Here is a 13,334-nt window from a genome sequence, read left to right on the forward strand (position 1 = left end):
TAACTGAACCGCCGTGTACCGAACGGTATGCACGGTGGTGTGAGAGGTCGGCGGCGAAAGCCGCCTCCTACTCGATCGCGTGAGCAAAAGCGTCTTCAGATTATCAATGCGCTTGGACATGCATATTCATTTATATTACTTATTGACATAAAGAAGAACACGTTGGAGGTGGTAAAGTCTGCTGATGTGGCAGGTCCGAATTATAGAAAGGAAAATTTGACAAATGAGCTTCAAAAAGAATATATAGATAGCATGATTGCACCATCATTTCAAAAAAGTTATCTTGAATTTACTGATATGGATACTATAGAGAGTCGTCTAAAGGAGCAAGATCGCATTCTTAGAAATGCACTGTCATCTGCAGAGCATGCGAATCGTGCAAAAACAGCCTTTTTAAACAATATGTCTCATGATATCCGAACACCAATGAATGCAATTATCGGATTTACATCACTGGCAGCAGAGCATCTTGATGACCGCGAAATCATAAGAGATTATCTTGAAAAAATTAGTACATCTGGTAAGCATCTTCTTAGTCTGATCAATGATGTGCTTGATATGAGCAGAATCGAGAGTGGAAGTGTTAAAATCGAAAAGACTAATGTACATCTTCCGGATGTTCTTGAAGATCTAAAAACGATTATATTGGAGAGTGTACATGCAAAACAGCAAAAACTTTTGATAAAGATGCAGGATGTTGTTCACGAGGATATCATTACAGATAAGCTTCGTTTGAAGTAGGTTCTTTTGAATATAATAAGTAATGCTGTTAAGTTTACACCTGTTGGAGGAACTATACATATTCTTGTAAAAGAAAAGGCTTCTCAAAAGGCAGGATATGCAGTATATTCGTTTTGTATCAAAGATAACGGAATCGGTATGTCGAAAGAGTTTCAGGAGCATGTGTTTGATTCATTCGCAAGGGAACGTACAGTTACTGAGAGTGGAATCACTGGAACTGGTCTTGGAATGGCTATCACAAAAAATATTGTTGATCTGATGGGTGGAACGATACACTTAACAAGCAAACAAGGTGAAGGATCTGAATTTATAGTGACACTTGAATGTGAGCTTGCAAACAAGACAGTGCAGGACAAACAATCTTCTTGCCCAAAAGCAGAAAAAAAACATTTGGATTATTCAGGAAAAAAAGTACTTCTTGTTGAGGATAATGAGCTAAACAGAGAGATTGCAACAGAGATTTTGAAATCTTTAGGAATGAAGGTGGACTGTGCAGCTGATGGCATGGAAGCAGTTGAAATTATGTCATCTGAGGCAGGAAATCAATATGACCTGATCTTTATGGACATTCAGATGCCAAAGATGGATGGATATACTGCGACAAGAGAAATTCGCACATTAAATGATTCTAAAAAAGCAAATATTCCGATTATTGCGATGACGGCAAATGCTTTTGATGAAGATCGAAAGAAAGCAATTAAGGCTGGAATGAATGGCCATATTGCAAAGCCGATTGATGTGAATGTGATTTTGCAAAATCTGGACAGGATTTTTGGACAGAATGGTGACGAAGACACCATGGCAAAGGAGTAATGAAAAAATGAAAAAAGAGTATATTGAACATTATAGCAAATGTCTTAACAAGCAGATGCATCTATGTATTTATGGTCACGCGGGAGTTACGGTGCTGGGATTTCCAACGCAGGATTCAAATTGCCACAATTATGAGGATTTTGGAATCATTTACCATCTGAGTGATTTTATTGAACAGGGGCGCATTCAAATAGTGACAGTGGATTCTGTGGATAAAGAAAGCTGGTCATGCGAAAATGGTATTCTTTCTTGGCGTTCAGCAAGACAAGAGCAATATCATAATTATATTATTGAAGAAGTGTATCCGATTCTGATGCAAAAAAACACATCAAATATGCTGCCAATTGTAACAGGCCCAAGTCTTGGCGCAAATCATGCAGCAATTACATTTCTTCGAAGACCAGAATTGTTTAGTGGAATGCTTGCGCTTTCTGGAGTGTACAACAGTGATTACTTTTTTCATGGCTGGTGTGATGAAAATCTTTATAAGAACTCGCCAGAGCGTTTTTTAGAAAATATGCCGGCTGATCATCCATATATAAGGCTATATAACCAGAAAAAAATGATTTTTTGTGTGGGTCAGGGTGCTTGGGAATATGACGGTGCACAGACGCTTCGCAATTTAAAACGTATTTTTGATGAAAAGAAAATTAATGCGTGGTGTGATTTCTGGGGAAGCGATGTTTCACACGACTGGTATTGGTGGTTTATACAGCTTAGATATTTTATTCCGATTTTATTGGAAGATCAGGGTTGACTTTTTTAGACATGGTGTGGTATAGTGACTCTATCAGAGTGGGAGAAAAACTGCTTTCATTTTTCTGAACAATTGAATATTGTGAGGGAGTAGTTCGCGGACTGCGTGATTTGTCAACAGACTCGGCATATGCCTGGCAAATCTTAAAGAATGAGACTCATGTGTGCTTTTTTAATAAATAAGGCATACATGGGTCTTTTTGCATAGTTAGCGATAGAAAGCAAAAACTGATTCTGAAATAAAAAAGAAAACTGGCAGAAGGAGGGTTTTGTATGACGTACCATAATAAGGAAAAACAAGAAGTCTTACAGGAACTTAATGTACAGGAAGCAACAGGACTTTCGTCATCGGAGGTGAAAAAGCGCCGGGAGCAATATGGCGAGAATCGATTGCGTGCAAAGAAATCAAAGAGTAATTGGGAGAGATTTGCAGAGCAATTTAAAGATGTAATGATTCTGATATTACTTGCAGCAGCGGCAATTTCTTTTGTGGTAGCATGTGTGGAAGGTGATCCGGAAGGCTTTTTTGAACCATTGCTGATTTTGCTTATAGTGGTTGTAAATGCCATAATGGGTGTTATGCAGGAAAGTCGTGCAGAGAAAGCACTAGAAGCATTAAAAAATATGTCGGCACCACATGCACGTGTTCTTCGTGACAAGGCAGAGTCAATCATTGATGCATCAGAGTTAGTGCCAGGTGATATCATACGCTTAGAGGCAGGCGATTTTGTTCCGGCAGATGCAAGGCTTTTGCAAAGTGTCAGCTTAAAGAGTGAAGAGTCTGCGCTAACAGGTGAATCAGTCCCAGCAGAAAAAGATGCAGGTGCCTGTCCAAAGGCAGACGCACCGATAGGAGATAGAAGCAACATGGTTTTTTCAGGCTGCAGCATCACATATGGAACTGCTGTGGCAGTTGTGACAGCAACTGGAATGGATACTGAGATGGGAAAGATTGCCAATCTTTTGGAAGGAGCCGATGATGGACAGACACCTCTTCAAAAGCGTCTGGCACAGCTCGGAAAATATCTTGGAATTTTGGCATTAGCAGCATGTGCAATTATCTTTGTTGTTGGTCTTGCAAACGGTCTTGAAGTGATGGAAATCTTTATGACATCTGTATCACTTGCTGTATCTGCAATTCCAGAAGGACTTCCTGTAATTGTTACAATTGTATTGTCAATCGGTGTACAGAGAATGGTTAAGAAAAATGCACTTATTCGTCGTCTGCCGGCAGTTGAGACATTGGGAAGTGCATCTGTCATTTGCTCAGATAAAACGGGAACGCTGACACAGAATCGAATGACGTTGGTAGAAACATATCTTGATGGGGAAACACAGGCTAATAAGCTTGAAGCAAAGCCATCTGAGGAAGTAAAGACACTTCTTCGTCTGGGAACACTGTGCTGTGACGGATCGATTGTGTTTGATGGGGATAAGGAACAGCATATCGGAGATCCGACTGAGACTGCAATTGTGCTTGCCGCCTATAAAAATGGAATGACAAAGGAAATGCTTTCTGAAAAGTATCCGCGTCTGGCAGAGCGACCATTTGACTCGGATCGAAAGTGTATGAGCGTTGTCTGTCGCATGGATGGAAAGCTGATTGCAATTGTAAAGGGTGGCTTTGATGTGATGGAGCCTCTTTGTATTTCGGGCGATTTAAAGACTGCTCGCCGTGTGATGGAGCAGATGAGCGAGCGTGCACTTCGCGTGTTGGCTATTGCTTACAAAGAAATTGATGCGATTCCGACTGAGAAAGAAATGGCATCCATTGAGAGTGAGCTTCATTTTTGTGGACTGGTTGGTATGATTGACCCGCCAAGAGAAGAGGCAAAGGTGGCAGTGGCCGAGTGTCGAAAGGCTGGAATTAAGCCGGTTATGATCACAGGCGACCATGTGGTGACTGCCTCTGCAATTGCAAGAGAGCTTGGCATTATGAGAGAGGGCGACAGAGCGTTAACTGGTGCCGAGGTAGATGCGATGACAGACTCAGAGCTTGATAGCCAAGTAGAGCACATTGCTGTCTATGCACGAGTTTCGCCAGAAAATAAGATTCGAATTGTAAAGTCTTGGCAGAGAAAGGGTCAAGTCGTTGCGATGACAGGAGATGGTGTCAACGATGCACCTGCACTAAAGGCAGCTGATATTGGATGTGCGATGGGCATCACTGGAACCGATGTTGCAAAGGGAGCAGCTGATATGACACTGACCGATGATAATTTTGCAACAATCGTGGATGCCGTCAGAGAAGGCCGTGGAATCTATGCCAATATTAAAAAGGTGGTCGGTTATCTTCTTGGAACCAATATCGGAGAGGTTGTCACCGTCTTTACCGCAATGATGCTGTGGCATAAGACACCGCTTTTATCAATGCAGCTTTTGTGGATCAACCTGGTGACGGATAGTCTTCCTGCGATTGCGCTTGGCATGGAGGCTGTGGAGCCGGAAGTAATGGAGCAAAAACCAAAGCCCAAAAGCGAAGGATTATTCGCTCATGGGCTTGGTGTGAGAATTGTTCTTCAGGGATTTATGTTTGGTCTTTTGGCGCTTCTTGCCTTTGTCATTGGTGAGAAAGGAACGGGAGAACTTGCTGGAGGACAGACAATGGCATTTGCCGTATTATCACTGTCTCAGGTCATTCAAGCTTACAACATGCGATCAGAGCATTCGCTCTTTAAGATAGGAGTCTTTACCAATCAGAAGCTAAACAAAGCAGCACTTCTTTCAATTGGATTGGTGCTTGTAGTGTTGTTTACTCCGCTTCGCATTCCGTTTGGAATGATTTCGCTTTCTCCACAGCTGTATTTAGAAGCGCTGGGACTGATTTTTATTCCAGTTGTGATTATGGAATGCTCAAAGGCATTTGGATTGATCAAACATCAGCACTAAGTTTGGACATAGTGTAAAAAACAAAATCAAATTTTCTTCTTGCTGTGCAAACCAACCTTGTGATAATAAATGAACAAAAGTACGCTACACAGAATCCAGCCCAATGGATATCCCAAGGCAACAGATGTAATGGTGTTAAAACATTTTGATATGATAAACAGATAAATCTGGCGAAAAACAATAAAGCTTCCCATCATAATGACCATTGGCGCGGTGGAGTTTCCTGCACCGCGCAGTGCATTGGCATATATTTGGTTGAAGCAGATCGCAATGTAAAATGGCATCATTAAACGAATGAAACGAACACCAAAGGCAAGTACCTCTTCATCCTGTGTGAAAAGGGATGTCAGGGTAGGTGCGAATAAAAGAACTGGAAACATCAAAATTATGGCAGTACCGATTGCGATAATAAGCGCAGTGGTAGTGCCTTTTTTTGCGCGGTTCATATTGCCAGCGCCTAGGTTTTGTCCGACAAAGGTAGTGACAGAAAGACCGACGCTCTGAATTGGAAGCAGACAGAATTTATCGAGCTTTCCATAGGTTGTCCATCCTGCCATGCAGGAAGATCCAAAGTGGTTGATGTATGACTGAACAAATACATTTGAGAAGGATGTAACAGCCATCTGAAGTCCTGCCGGAAAACCAATGCGAAGAATCGACAAAGTGGTTGCTTTATCAATGCGAAGATCTTTCCAGACAAGCTTGTAAGCATTCGTCTCTTTTGTCAAAATGGACAGCACAAGAATTGCAGATATCCACTGGGAAATGATTGTTGCATAGGCAACACCAGATACGCCCATGTGAAAAACAATTACAAAAACGAGGTCGAGAATAATATTTGTGACTGCACAGACAATCAAAATATAAAGTGGGCGTGTAGAGTCACCGACTGCGCGTAAAATTCCAGCCCCCATGTTGTATAGCATAAGACCAGAAACACCAGCAAAATAGATTGTCAGATATCTGGAAGATTCAGGCAAAACATCTTCTGGTGTATCCATTAAACGAAGAAAAAATGGTGACAAAAATAGTCCTGCAATCGTAAAGAAGACAGCAAGCACAAGTGTCAGTGCGATTGTGGTATGTACGGTGCAATGAAGTGCTTTGTCATCGCGGCTTCCAAAATTGTGGGAGATAACAACGCCTGCACCAGTGGATAAACCAGAGAAAAATCCTATTATGGTGTTGATAATGCAGTCAGTAGAGCCAACTGCTGCGAGTGCCGTCTTGCTGACATAATTGCCCACAACAATACTGTCAACAGTGTTGTAAAGCTGCTGAAACAGATTTCCTACAAGGAGTGGAAGCGCAAATAGAATCAGCTGCTTGGCAATGTTTCCTTCGGTCATCAGCCGGGCACCGGAGGAATGCTTCTTTTGTGAGAAGGAAAAACTCATGATAACGCCTTTCTATTGTGATATGAATGATACTAAAATTATATCATAGAAAGAGCAGTGGAGAAATGGAGAAAGTTGGCTTTTCAAAAAATGAATTAGAAAGAGAAAGGGACAGGAAAGTAACATTTTTGTGCTGCATTTTCTGTCCCTTGTAGCATATTAAAATTTTGTTTGTACGGTTAGATATTGTCTGACCTTGACATATTGTAAGCAATTTGGTTTATTGTTTTCAGGTGATTTTCTTCTCTGGCAAAGTATAAGGCAGTCTGAATCCATCTTACTGGACTATAAATTTCTGTAACTTGGCTGTTGTATTTTTCGATAACATAGAGAAGATCCCAGCAATCTAGCTTAAGCAGTTTACTTATCACAATGACTGTTGGTTTTAGCTCTTTTCCAATTGGAATATTGATAATCGAGCTGTTTAATGTATCATACAGAACTGAGAAAACTGAGTCAACAATATCTGTTGAGAATCCCCGCTGTATTGTTATCATATGTACGCTTTTGTAGTCAAAATGTGAGTATAAGAAATCCATGGAATACTGTTCTGATTTTGTTGTGGAAACGATTTCAGCGTTTGCTTCTTTAGCATGGAGTTTCAGCACTTTCGCTTGACTTTTCAATAAAATCAGTAGAAGTTTTTCTTTTGATCGAAGTCCTTCAAAATCCAAAAGATCATTATAAATAATCGTAAAAGGGCGAATGTCTTTTGGTTCTGTAAAGTTTACATTATTTGAGGAAGCCAATTCATTTTTTTCTGATGCGCCAACATCAAAAAAATGCTTTTTATTTTTTTCCGTTTCCATTACCTTGTATCCTGCGGTTTGGAGTAATTCAATTGCTTCTTTAATCGTATCATCAAAAAGATTACTATCATCTGAAGATATTTCGAGCGATTTCCAAATCGAAGGAGTATCTTGAATTACATAGAAATTTGCTGCTCGTGCTTTTGTGCCATTTCGATAGCGAGCTTGCTTAGAAATTAATTGCTTTTCTTCTAATAATTGCAGTGTAGTTCGGACAACCTTTTCTGCAAGTCCTGTTTTTTTGGCAAGTCCAGCAAAACTAGGGAATGTTGCTGATGGACTATTTTTTCCATAATGGCTATAGCGCATCAGAATAGCAAGCAAAATTTTTTCGTTGGAACTGAGCGTCTCGCAATCCAAAAAATCTATGTGTAACATGGTGAATGGTCGGACATCCTTTTTCTGTACTATGTCCATGCTAAATCGTCACAAAATACTGGTTTGTGACAGTCCTCCCATTCTGTTTTCTATTTTGCTTTAAGTTACATTTTAAAAAACCCTTATCTTTAAGGCTTTTGATTGTTGCAATTGCAGTTGGTTTGGTAACGTCCATTTTTTTTGCTAAGTGATCATAGCTGATACTTCCAGCTTCGGTGTCTAGAAGAATGATCAATGCAATTTTTTCTTTGCAATTTAAGGAATCATTATACAAAATTTTGCGATTTACAGGTATGCAATCATTTTCCATTAGTATCATCCCCTTTCCTTCATTTGTTTTTTTAATAAGTAAAAAAATTTTACTTGATATGGACAGTATAGCATAGTGTACTTCAAAAAGCAATTGTTTTGAGAAGAAAGAATGTAAATATTCAAGTGTATATACTAAGTATATTTTGAGTGCAAAATGCACCGAACCCGGGTGCAAAATATACCGAACCGGGTGCAAAATACACCGAACTTTCAATGAAAGTCTTCGAAGGCTTTTTAATTTTATGTTTAAACAACTTGACAAAAAATAGAAGAAATGCTACTGTATAAATATAGAATATAAATGAATTAAAACCATAATTGAAATGAAATCATAAGATATTCTGCAAAAAAACTGACAATTATATGTGCTTTGTCGGTACTTTTTGTGGTCAGTGCATAGGGCTGGAGGTTCTCTAGCAGAATAGGAGGGTGAGGTATGAATCTACGCTTTCAATTGAAAAAAATGATAAGAAGTTTGCAATACCGTGTTGCATTTTTGATTTCATCTGTGTGCGTGTGTTTGGCACTTTTTTTGGAAGTGTGGAAGAATAGAGGAGTAGACCGCTTCGCAGTTGTATCAGCAAGCGAAGCGGTTTGCGGATATGGTCTTAGTTATGGCTGGAAAATCTTTTCAGCCATATGGCCATTTTTGATCGTGCTTGCATGTTCCACGTCATATGTGTCGGAGAAAAAGAATCGGTGTGTATCGGTAATTTTGGTGCGGACAAATTGGAAAAGCTATCTTCGTGGGAAATTGGCGGTATCAGCAATTGGTAGTATGAGTGTGGTGCTGATTCCTTTGCTTCTTAATATGCTTCTATGCTATTTTATTTTTCCAAATAATCTAAATCTTTCGTGGGGAGCATATGAGGACAACATGTACGAAATTTCTCTTTTGGGAGAAAATCTTTTTTATTCCTCTGTAAATCCACAATATCTATTTTTAAATATCTATTTAGAATCACCAGTTTTGTATCAGCTATTGTATTTCTTGATTTTAGGTGTATTTTCGGGAATCTGTGGCGCATTTGTTATGGCAATCTCCTTTGTATTCTCAGGCAATATTATGATATTGTTTCTTCCAATTTATCTGATCTGTGTAGGAACAATGCAGTTAAATTCTCTTTTCTTTGCTAGGATACTAAATATAGTGAATGGCAATATTGAGTCCACCGAAAATGTAAGCCAATCAATTGCAAATGCAGAAAGAATTCAGGAACAGACAGCACGCTATCTGGATTTGTATTTGATGGATTATTTGGCACCAATGACATCAAGTAGCTGCAGTATGCTTTATCTGTTAATATGGGCATTGATCTTGAGTGTGATAATTGTTCTTTTATATTTTTATGCATCGCACAGAGAATTAAATGCACAGCAGGGGTGATGAATAGATGAGAAAAAAATATTTGTATCGAGTTGGACTTGCGATTTTGCCGGTCTGGATGGGGCGTTACATCGAACTTGTCGGAGAGAAAAGTACAGATTCAGTTGTAAATATCTTAATAAATGGCATTTTTGGAAGGGTAACAGGTGATTCGGGAAGTCGTTTTGTCATTGCGATTGGTCAAGCAATTTTTCTAGTATTGTTTTTGATTTTATATGGAGATTGTATTGCAGCGAGACAACGGGTTGGAGCAGTCTACTTTTTCTCAAGAATTTCAAATCGAAAAAAATGGATTGGCAAGGAATTTGTCTGGCTACTTTTGTACAGTATGCTTTATACAGGCTGTTTTGTGGGAATGCACACGCTGTTTTCGTTTATGGGATGCAGTGAAGCAAGTATGTCAATGGCGCTTTTAAAAGCCGTCCTTCAGATCTGGTTGTTTTTGACGACATTGTTGTTTGAAATGTCGATTTTGTGTAATCTGTTTTGTGCGATTGGTGGAAGTGCAGTTGGAATTTTGTTATCAATGTTGTGTGTGATTGGATTAATTATGTGGGCAACCTCGGAAGCGGCTGGTAACTTATCGCAGATTATCAATCCAATGTGGCTTTCAGCAGATATTATTGAGAATATGGGAAGCTATATTAAAAAATTACTCGTACTTTTGATCCAAATGGCAGTCTGTGCAGGTGTTTCTGGATATTATTTGGCAAAACGAGATCTGTTCGCAAGGGAAGGAGAAGGCTGATGATACAAGAAGTGAAACTTGAAAATATAACAAAGCAAATTGGAACGACTACAATCTTGGAGAATATCTGCCTTACGATGAAGTGTGGACAGATCTATGGCATTACAGGAGAAAATGGCTCTGGAAAAACAATGCTGATGAGAGTGATTGCTGGTTTGGTCAACCCTAGCTCTGGACAATTACTGTTTGATGGGAAGAATAGAGTAGATGCTGATCCGAATATCGGGATTATGATCGAGAATGCGTCACTATATCCGGAGCTTTCTGGAAGAGAAAATTTAAGGCTATTGGCATCCATTCGAAAGAGAGCAACGAATGAGGAGATTGATCAAGCAATTCGTCGAGTTGGATTGGAACCAGAAGACAAAAGAACGTTCCGAAAATATTCGCTTGGAATGAAGCAGCGGTTGATGTTGGCACAAGCCATCATGGAGCAGCCGGAGGTGCTTTTATTAGATGAACCGACAAATGCCATTGATCGAAAGGGAGTGGAGCTTGTTCATCAGATTATGAGCGAGGAGGCACAACGAGGAGCCATTGTTTTGCTGGCAAGTCATGTTGATTACGATATTCGCTCACTTTGCAGTCGGGTATTTTTGATTGAAAAGGGACGACTGCAGATGGAGGTGTAGTGATGGAGGGATGGAAAAAATGGTATATCGTAATTGCGGTAGTTTTCATTGTCACTGCAATTGCAGGTAAAATAATCCACACTCAGGCACCAGATGCAGGACTTGCAGAGGTAGATCAATTAGAAGATCTTCTTTCTCTTCCGGTAGAGCTAGAATATGCGCTTGGAGATAATGGAAGTAAAGGCGTAGTTGTAAAAGATCTCACACAGAATCAGGAAAACTATATCCGCCAGGCAGAAGAGGCAGATATCATTGTGCTAGCAGAGAGTACAGGAAAACTTCAGTTTACGACTGGCACATATGGTCAAGAGATTCGAGTTTCTTCTGTAATAAAGGGAAGTGAATGGATCGACCAGAACGAAAAATGTTGGGTTTGGCGCAATTACGGAATGGAAGTTATGGATGGTAAAATCGTTTATCGAAATGTGCTTAATTTGATGCAGACAGGAAGCTATCTGGTATTTCTAAAAAGAAATCAATTAAATGAATACCGTTCAGAAAAAGAATTTCAGACTGCATCCGAATATTTTGGATACTTGCAGATACCAGAAAGCAAAGCGCAGCCGATCAAGCAAAGTCAGAGAAATGCACTGTATAAAGAGTGGAGCGAGCTATCAATCTTTACTGCAAGCGAAGAAATTGCAGATGCGTGGAATCAGATTGCCGAAATATTAATTCAAAAATTTGCAAAAATTGAGGGATAGGAAAAGTGGTGCGAAGGTGCCACTTTTCTTATCCCCTTATGTCGTTTTTTAAATTTTTACTTGTCTAAAAGTTCCTCTAAGTCTGCCTCTGGCGTTGTAGTTGGAGCAATCGCAAAGTGCTCTACCAGGTAATTTAACACATTTTTGGAGAGAAATGCTGGCAGTGTAGGACCGAGCTTGATATTTTTGATACCAAGATGAAGCAGTGTCAAAAGGATGCAGACTGCCTTTTGTTCATACCAAGACAGAACCATGGAGAGCGGCAGATCATTGACACCGCAGCCAAAGGCATCGGCCAAAGCGACTGCCACCTTGATGGCACTGTAGGCATCGTTACACTGGCCCATATCCATCAGACGTGGGAAGTTTCCGATTGTGCCAAGATCGAGGTCGTTGAAGCGATATTTTCCACAAGCAAGTGTTAAAACAATGCTGTCTGCTGGAGTCTGCTTCACAAACTCGGTGTAATAGTTTCTACCGGAACGTGCACCGTCGCATCCAGCAACGAGGAAGAAATGGCGAATCGCACCAGATTTTACTGCATCGACAATCTCACCGGCAGAGGAGAGAACGGCATTTTTTGCAAAGCCTGTCATAACGGAAGTTCCACCGTTGATTCCGGTAAAGTGCTGATCAGAGGAGTAGCCGCCAAGCTCAAGAGCCTTCTTGATAAGCGGTGTAAAGTCCTTATGGCCGTTTTCATCCTTAATGTAAGGTGTATTTGGAAATTGTACGGAGCCTGTTGTGAAAACACGGTCTGCATAGGAAGATTTCGGGGGCATCAGGCAGTTGGTTGTAAATAAAATTGGTGCAGGAAGTGTGGCAAATTCTTTTTGCTGATTCTGCCATGCAGTACCCAAATTACCCTTTAAGTGAGGGTACTTTTTTAATTCTGGGTATGCGTGTGCCGGAAGCATCTCGCCATGTGTATAGATGTTGATTCCAGTATCTTTTGTCTGCTCAAGAAGCTGCTTGATGTCAGAAAGATCATGACCGGTAACAATGATGAATGGTCCCTTTTCTACTGTTAACGGTACAGTTACTGGAACTGGATCACCAAAGCTTTCGGTGTTTGCCGTGTCAAGAAGCTCCATGCAAAGAAGGTTAAAGCGACCAACTTCCATTACAATTGGAAGAAGCTCATCCATTCCCAAGTCCTTAGAAAGAGCAGAAAGTGCATTGATAAAAAATTGATTGAGTGAAGCATCGGTGTAGCCAAGTACCATTGCATGGTAGGCATAGGCTGCCATACCGCGCACACCAAACAGAATCAGTGATTTTAGTGAGCGAATATCCTCATCGGCATTCCAGATGTTATTCATATCATAGTCAGAAACTATAGAAACAATGCATTCGCATCAAGATTATTCTTATCAATCATAGTTGAATATTCTAGAACTCCACAGTTTATGACATTCTTATCGTTAATTAAGTCTGGAATTATCACATATGATTGGCGTGGGTACACTTCAAAAACAGGAAAATATTCTGGAAAAAATCATGGTAATGCATGGAGAATTAAGCCAAATGCAAAAGCAGAATTATTTGGTGAGATTGAAAAAGTTGAATTATAATTCTCTATTATAAAATAAAAATATTGTTTCGTAAGTAGTTAAAAAATGTGTTTCCTTGATTACGTTTTTATGTGTGTAGTGGTGCCGCTAATGGCGGCAGAGCCGGAGCGACGGGTCCCATGGGGCGGTGGGTCGTCCGGCTCAACGGTCGGAAGAGATGATTTTCATATTAAGTATTTCGTCTATATAAAGAA

General features: G+C 40.1%; 12 protein-coding genes and 1 pseudogene. 9 read left to right on the plus strand and 4 right to left on the minus strand.

Annotated features, from left to right (window positions below):
* Nucleotides 1-39: 39 nt before the first annotated feature.
* The 4 genes from LKD48_RS13575 to LKD48_RS13590 all read left to right on the plus strand — a co-directional run bounded on the left by LKD48_RS13575 (nucleotide 40) and on the right by LKD48_RS13590 (nucleotide 5,199).
* Nucleotides 40-741 (plus strand): sensor histidine kinase, encoded by a 702-nt coding sequence (locus LKD48_RS13575; protein ID WP_308732285.1) that lies wholly within the window; start codon nucleotides 40-42, stop codon nucleotides 739-741.
* Nucleotides 742-747: 6 nt separating this feature from the next.
* A complete protein-coding gene (locus LKD48_RS13580) occupies nucleotides 748-1,554 on the plus strand; it encodes a response regulator (RefSeq protein ID WP_308732286.1) in 807 nt (268 codons plus the stop codon).
* 7 nt (nucleotides 1,555-1,561) lie between these two features.
* Nucleotides 1,562-2,311 (plus strand): esterase family protein, encoded by a 750-nt coding sequence (locus tag LKD48_RS13585; protein WP_308732287.1) that lies wholly within the window; start codon nucleotides 1,562-1,564, stop codon nucleotides 2,309-2,311.
* A gap of 272 nt (nucleotides 2,312-2,583) precedes the next feature.
* Entirely contained in the window at nucleotides 2,584-5,199 is a 2,616-nt protein-coding gene (locus LKD48_RS13590) for a cation-translocating P-type ATPase (RefSeq protein ID WP_308732288.1), read from the plus strand.
* A 26-nt stretch (nucleotides 5,200-5,225) separates the two neighbouring features.
* Here the strand turns inward: LKD48_RS13590 and LKD48_RS13595 are convergent, their stop codons facing one another.
* From LKD48_RS13595 to LKD48_RS13605, 3 genes are all read right to left on the minus strand, one after another.
* A complete protein-coding gene (locus tag LKD48_RS13595; protein ID WP_308732289.1) occupies nucleotides 5,226-6,596 on the minus strand; it encodes an MATE family efflux transporter in 1,371 nt (456 codons plus the stop codon).
* Nucleotides 6,597-6,775: 179 nt separating this feature from the next.
* Nucleotides 6,776-7,822 (minus strand): helix-turn-helix domain-containing protein, encoded by a 1,047-nt coding sequence (locus tag LKD48_RS13600; protein ID WP_308732290.1) that lies wholly within the window; start codon nucleotides 7,820-7,822, stop codon nucleotides 6,776-6,778.
* 1 nt (nucleotide 7,823) lies between these two features.
* Nucleotides 7,824-8,102, minus strand: a complete 279-nt coding sequence (locus LKD48_RS13605) for an HTH domain-containing protein (RefSeq protein WP_308732291.1) — start codon at nucleotides 8,100-8,102, stop codon at nucleotides 7,824-7,826.
* 429 nt (nucleotides 8,103-8,531) lie between these two features.
* Here LKD48_RS13605 and LKD48_RS13610 point away from each other — a divergent pair, with 429 nt between their 5' ends.
* The 4 genes from LKD48_RS13610 to LKD48_RS13625 are packed head-to-tail and all read left to right on the plus strand — an operon-like array spanning nucleotide 8,532 to nucleotide 11,566.
* Complete coding sequence (locus tag LKD48_RS13610; RefSeq protein ID WP_308732292.1) at nucleotides 8,532-9,482, plus strand: hypothetical protein; 951 nt, start codon at nucleotides 8,532-8,534, stop codon at nucleotides 9,480-9,482.
* A 7-nt stretch (nucleotides 9,483-9,489) separates the two neighbouring features.
* The gene (locus LKD48_RS13615) at nucleotides 9,490-10,230 is read left to right on the plus strand and encodes a hypothetical protein (protein ID WP_308732293.1); all 741 of its coding nucleotides are present in this window, start codon (nucleotides 9,490-9,492) and stop codon (nucleotides 10,228-10,230) included.
* A complete protein-coding gene (gene ccmA / locus LKD48_RS13620) occupies nucleotides 10,230-10,862 on the plus strand; it encodes a heme ABC exporter ATP-binding protein CcmA (protein ID WP_308732294.1) in 633 nt (210 codons plus the stop codon). Before LKD48_RS13615 ends, ccmA begins: the two co-directional genes overlap by 1 nt.
* A gap of 2 nt (nucleotides 10,863-10,864) precedes the next feature.
* Complete coding sequence (locus tag LKD48_RS13625) at nucleotides 10,865-11,566, plus strand: hypothetical protein (RefSeq protein WP_308732295.1); 702 nt, start codon at nucleotides 10,865-10,867, stop codon at nucleotides 11,564-11,566.
* 56 nt (nucleotides 11,567-11,622) lie between these two features.
* On the opposite strand, the pseudogene hcp reads toward LKD48_RS13625, so the two are convergent.
* Nucleotides 11,623-12,897, minus strand: a pseudogene (gene hcp, locus LKD48_RS13630) (hydroxylamine reductase); the annotation flags it as partial.
* On the opposite strand from hcp, the gene LKD48_RS16570 reads away from it, so the two are divergent.
* The gene (locus tag LKD48_RS16570) at nucleotides 12,892-13,140 is read left to right on the plus strand and encodes an MvaI/BcnI family restriction endonuclease (RefSeq protein ID WP_287890519.1); all 249 of its coding nucleotides are present in this window, start codon (nucleotides 12,892-12,894) and stop codon (nucleotides 13,138-13,140) included. The pseudogene hcp and the gene LKD48_RS16570 overlap by 6 nt on opposite strands.
* The last annotated feature ends 194 nt before the right edge of the window (nucleotides 13,141-13,334 follow it).

Origin of the sequence: Anthropogastromicrobium aceti (assembly GCF_020687335.1) — a bacterium.
Classification (GTDB): Bacteria; Bacillota; Clostridia; order Lachnospirales; family Lachnospiraceae; genus Anthropogastromicrobium; species Anthropogastromicrobium aceti.

Coding starts and splice junctions, on each gene's coding strand:
- LKD48_RS13610 (WP_308732292.1), top strand. CDS start 8,532: ATGAATCTACGCTTTCAATTGAAAAAAATGATAAGAAGTTTGCAATAC.
- LKD48_RS13585 (WP_308732287.1), top strand. CDS start 1,562: ATGAAAAAAGAGTATATTGAACATTATAGCAAATGTCTTAACAAGCAG.
- ccmA (WP_308732294.1), top strand. CDS start 10,230: ATGATACAAGAAGTGAAACTTGAAAATATAACAAAGCAAATTGGAACG.
- LKD48_RS13625 (WP_308732295.1), top strand. CDS start 10,865: ATGGAGGGATGGAAAAAATGGTATATCGTAATTGCGGTAGTTTTCATT.
- LKD48_RS13590 (WP_308732288.1), top strand. CDS start 2,584: ATGACGTACCATAATAAGGAAAAACAAGAAGTCTTACAGGAACTTAAT.
- LKD48_RS13595 (WP_308732289.1), bottom strand. CDS start 6,596: ATGAGTTTTTCCTTCTCACAAAAGAAGCATTCCTCCGGTGCCCGGCTG.
- LKD48_RS13600 (WP_308732290.1), bottom strand. CDS start 7,822: ATGGACATAGTACAGAAAAAGGATGTCCGACCATTCACCATGTTACAC.
- LKD48_RS13615 (WP_308732293.1), top strand. CDS start 9,490: ATGAGAAAAAAATATTTGTATCGAGTTGGACTTGCGATTTTGCCGGTC.
- LKD48_RS13605 (WP_308732291.1), bottom strand. CDS start 8,102: ATGATACTAATGGAAAATGATTGCATACCTGTAAATCGCAAAATTTTG.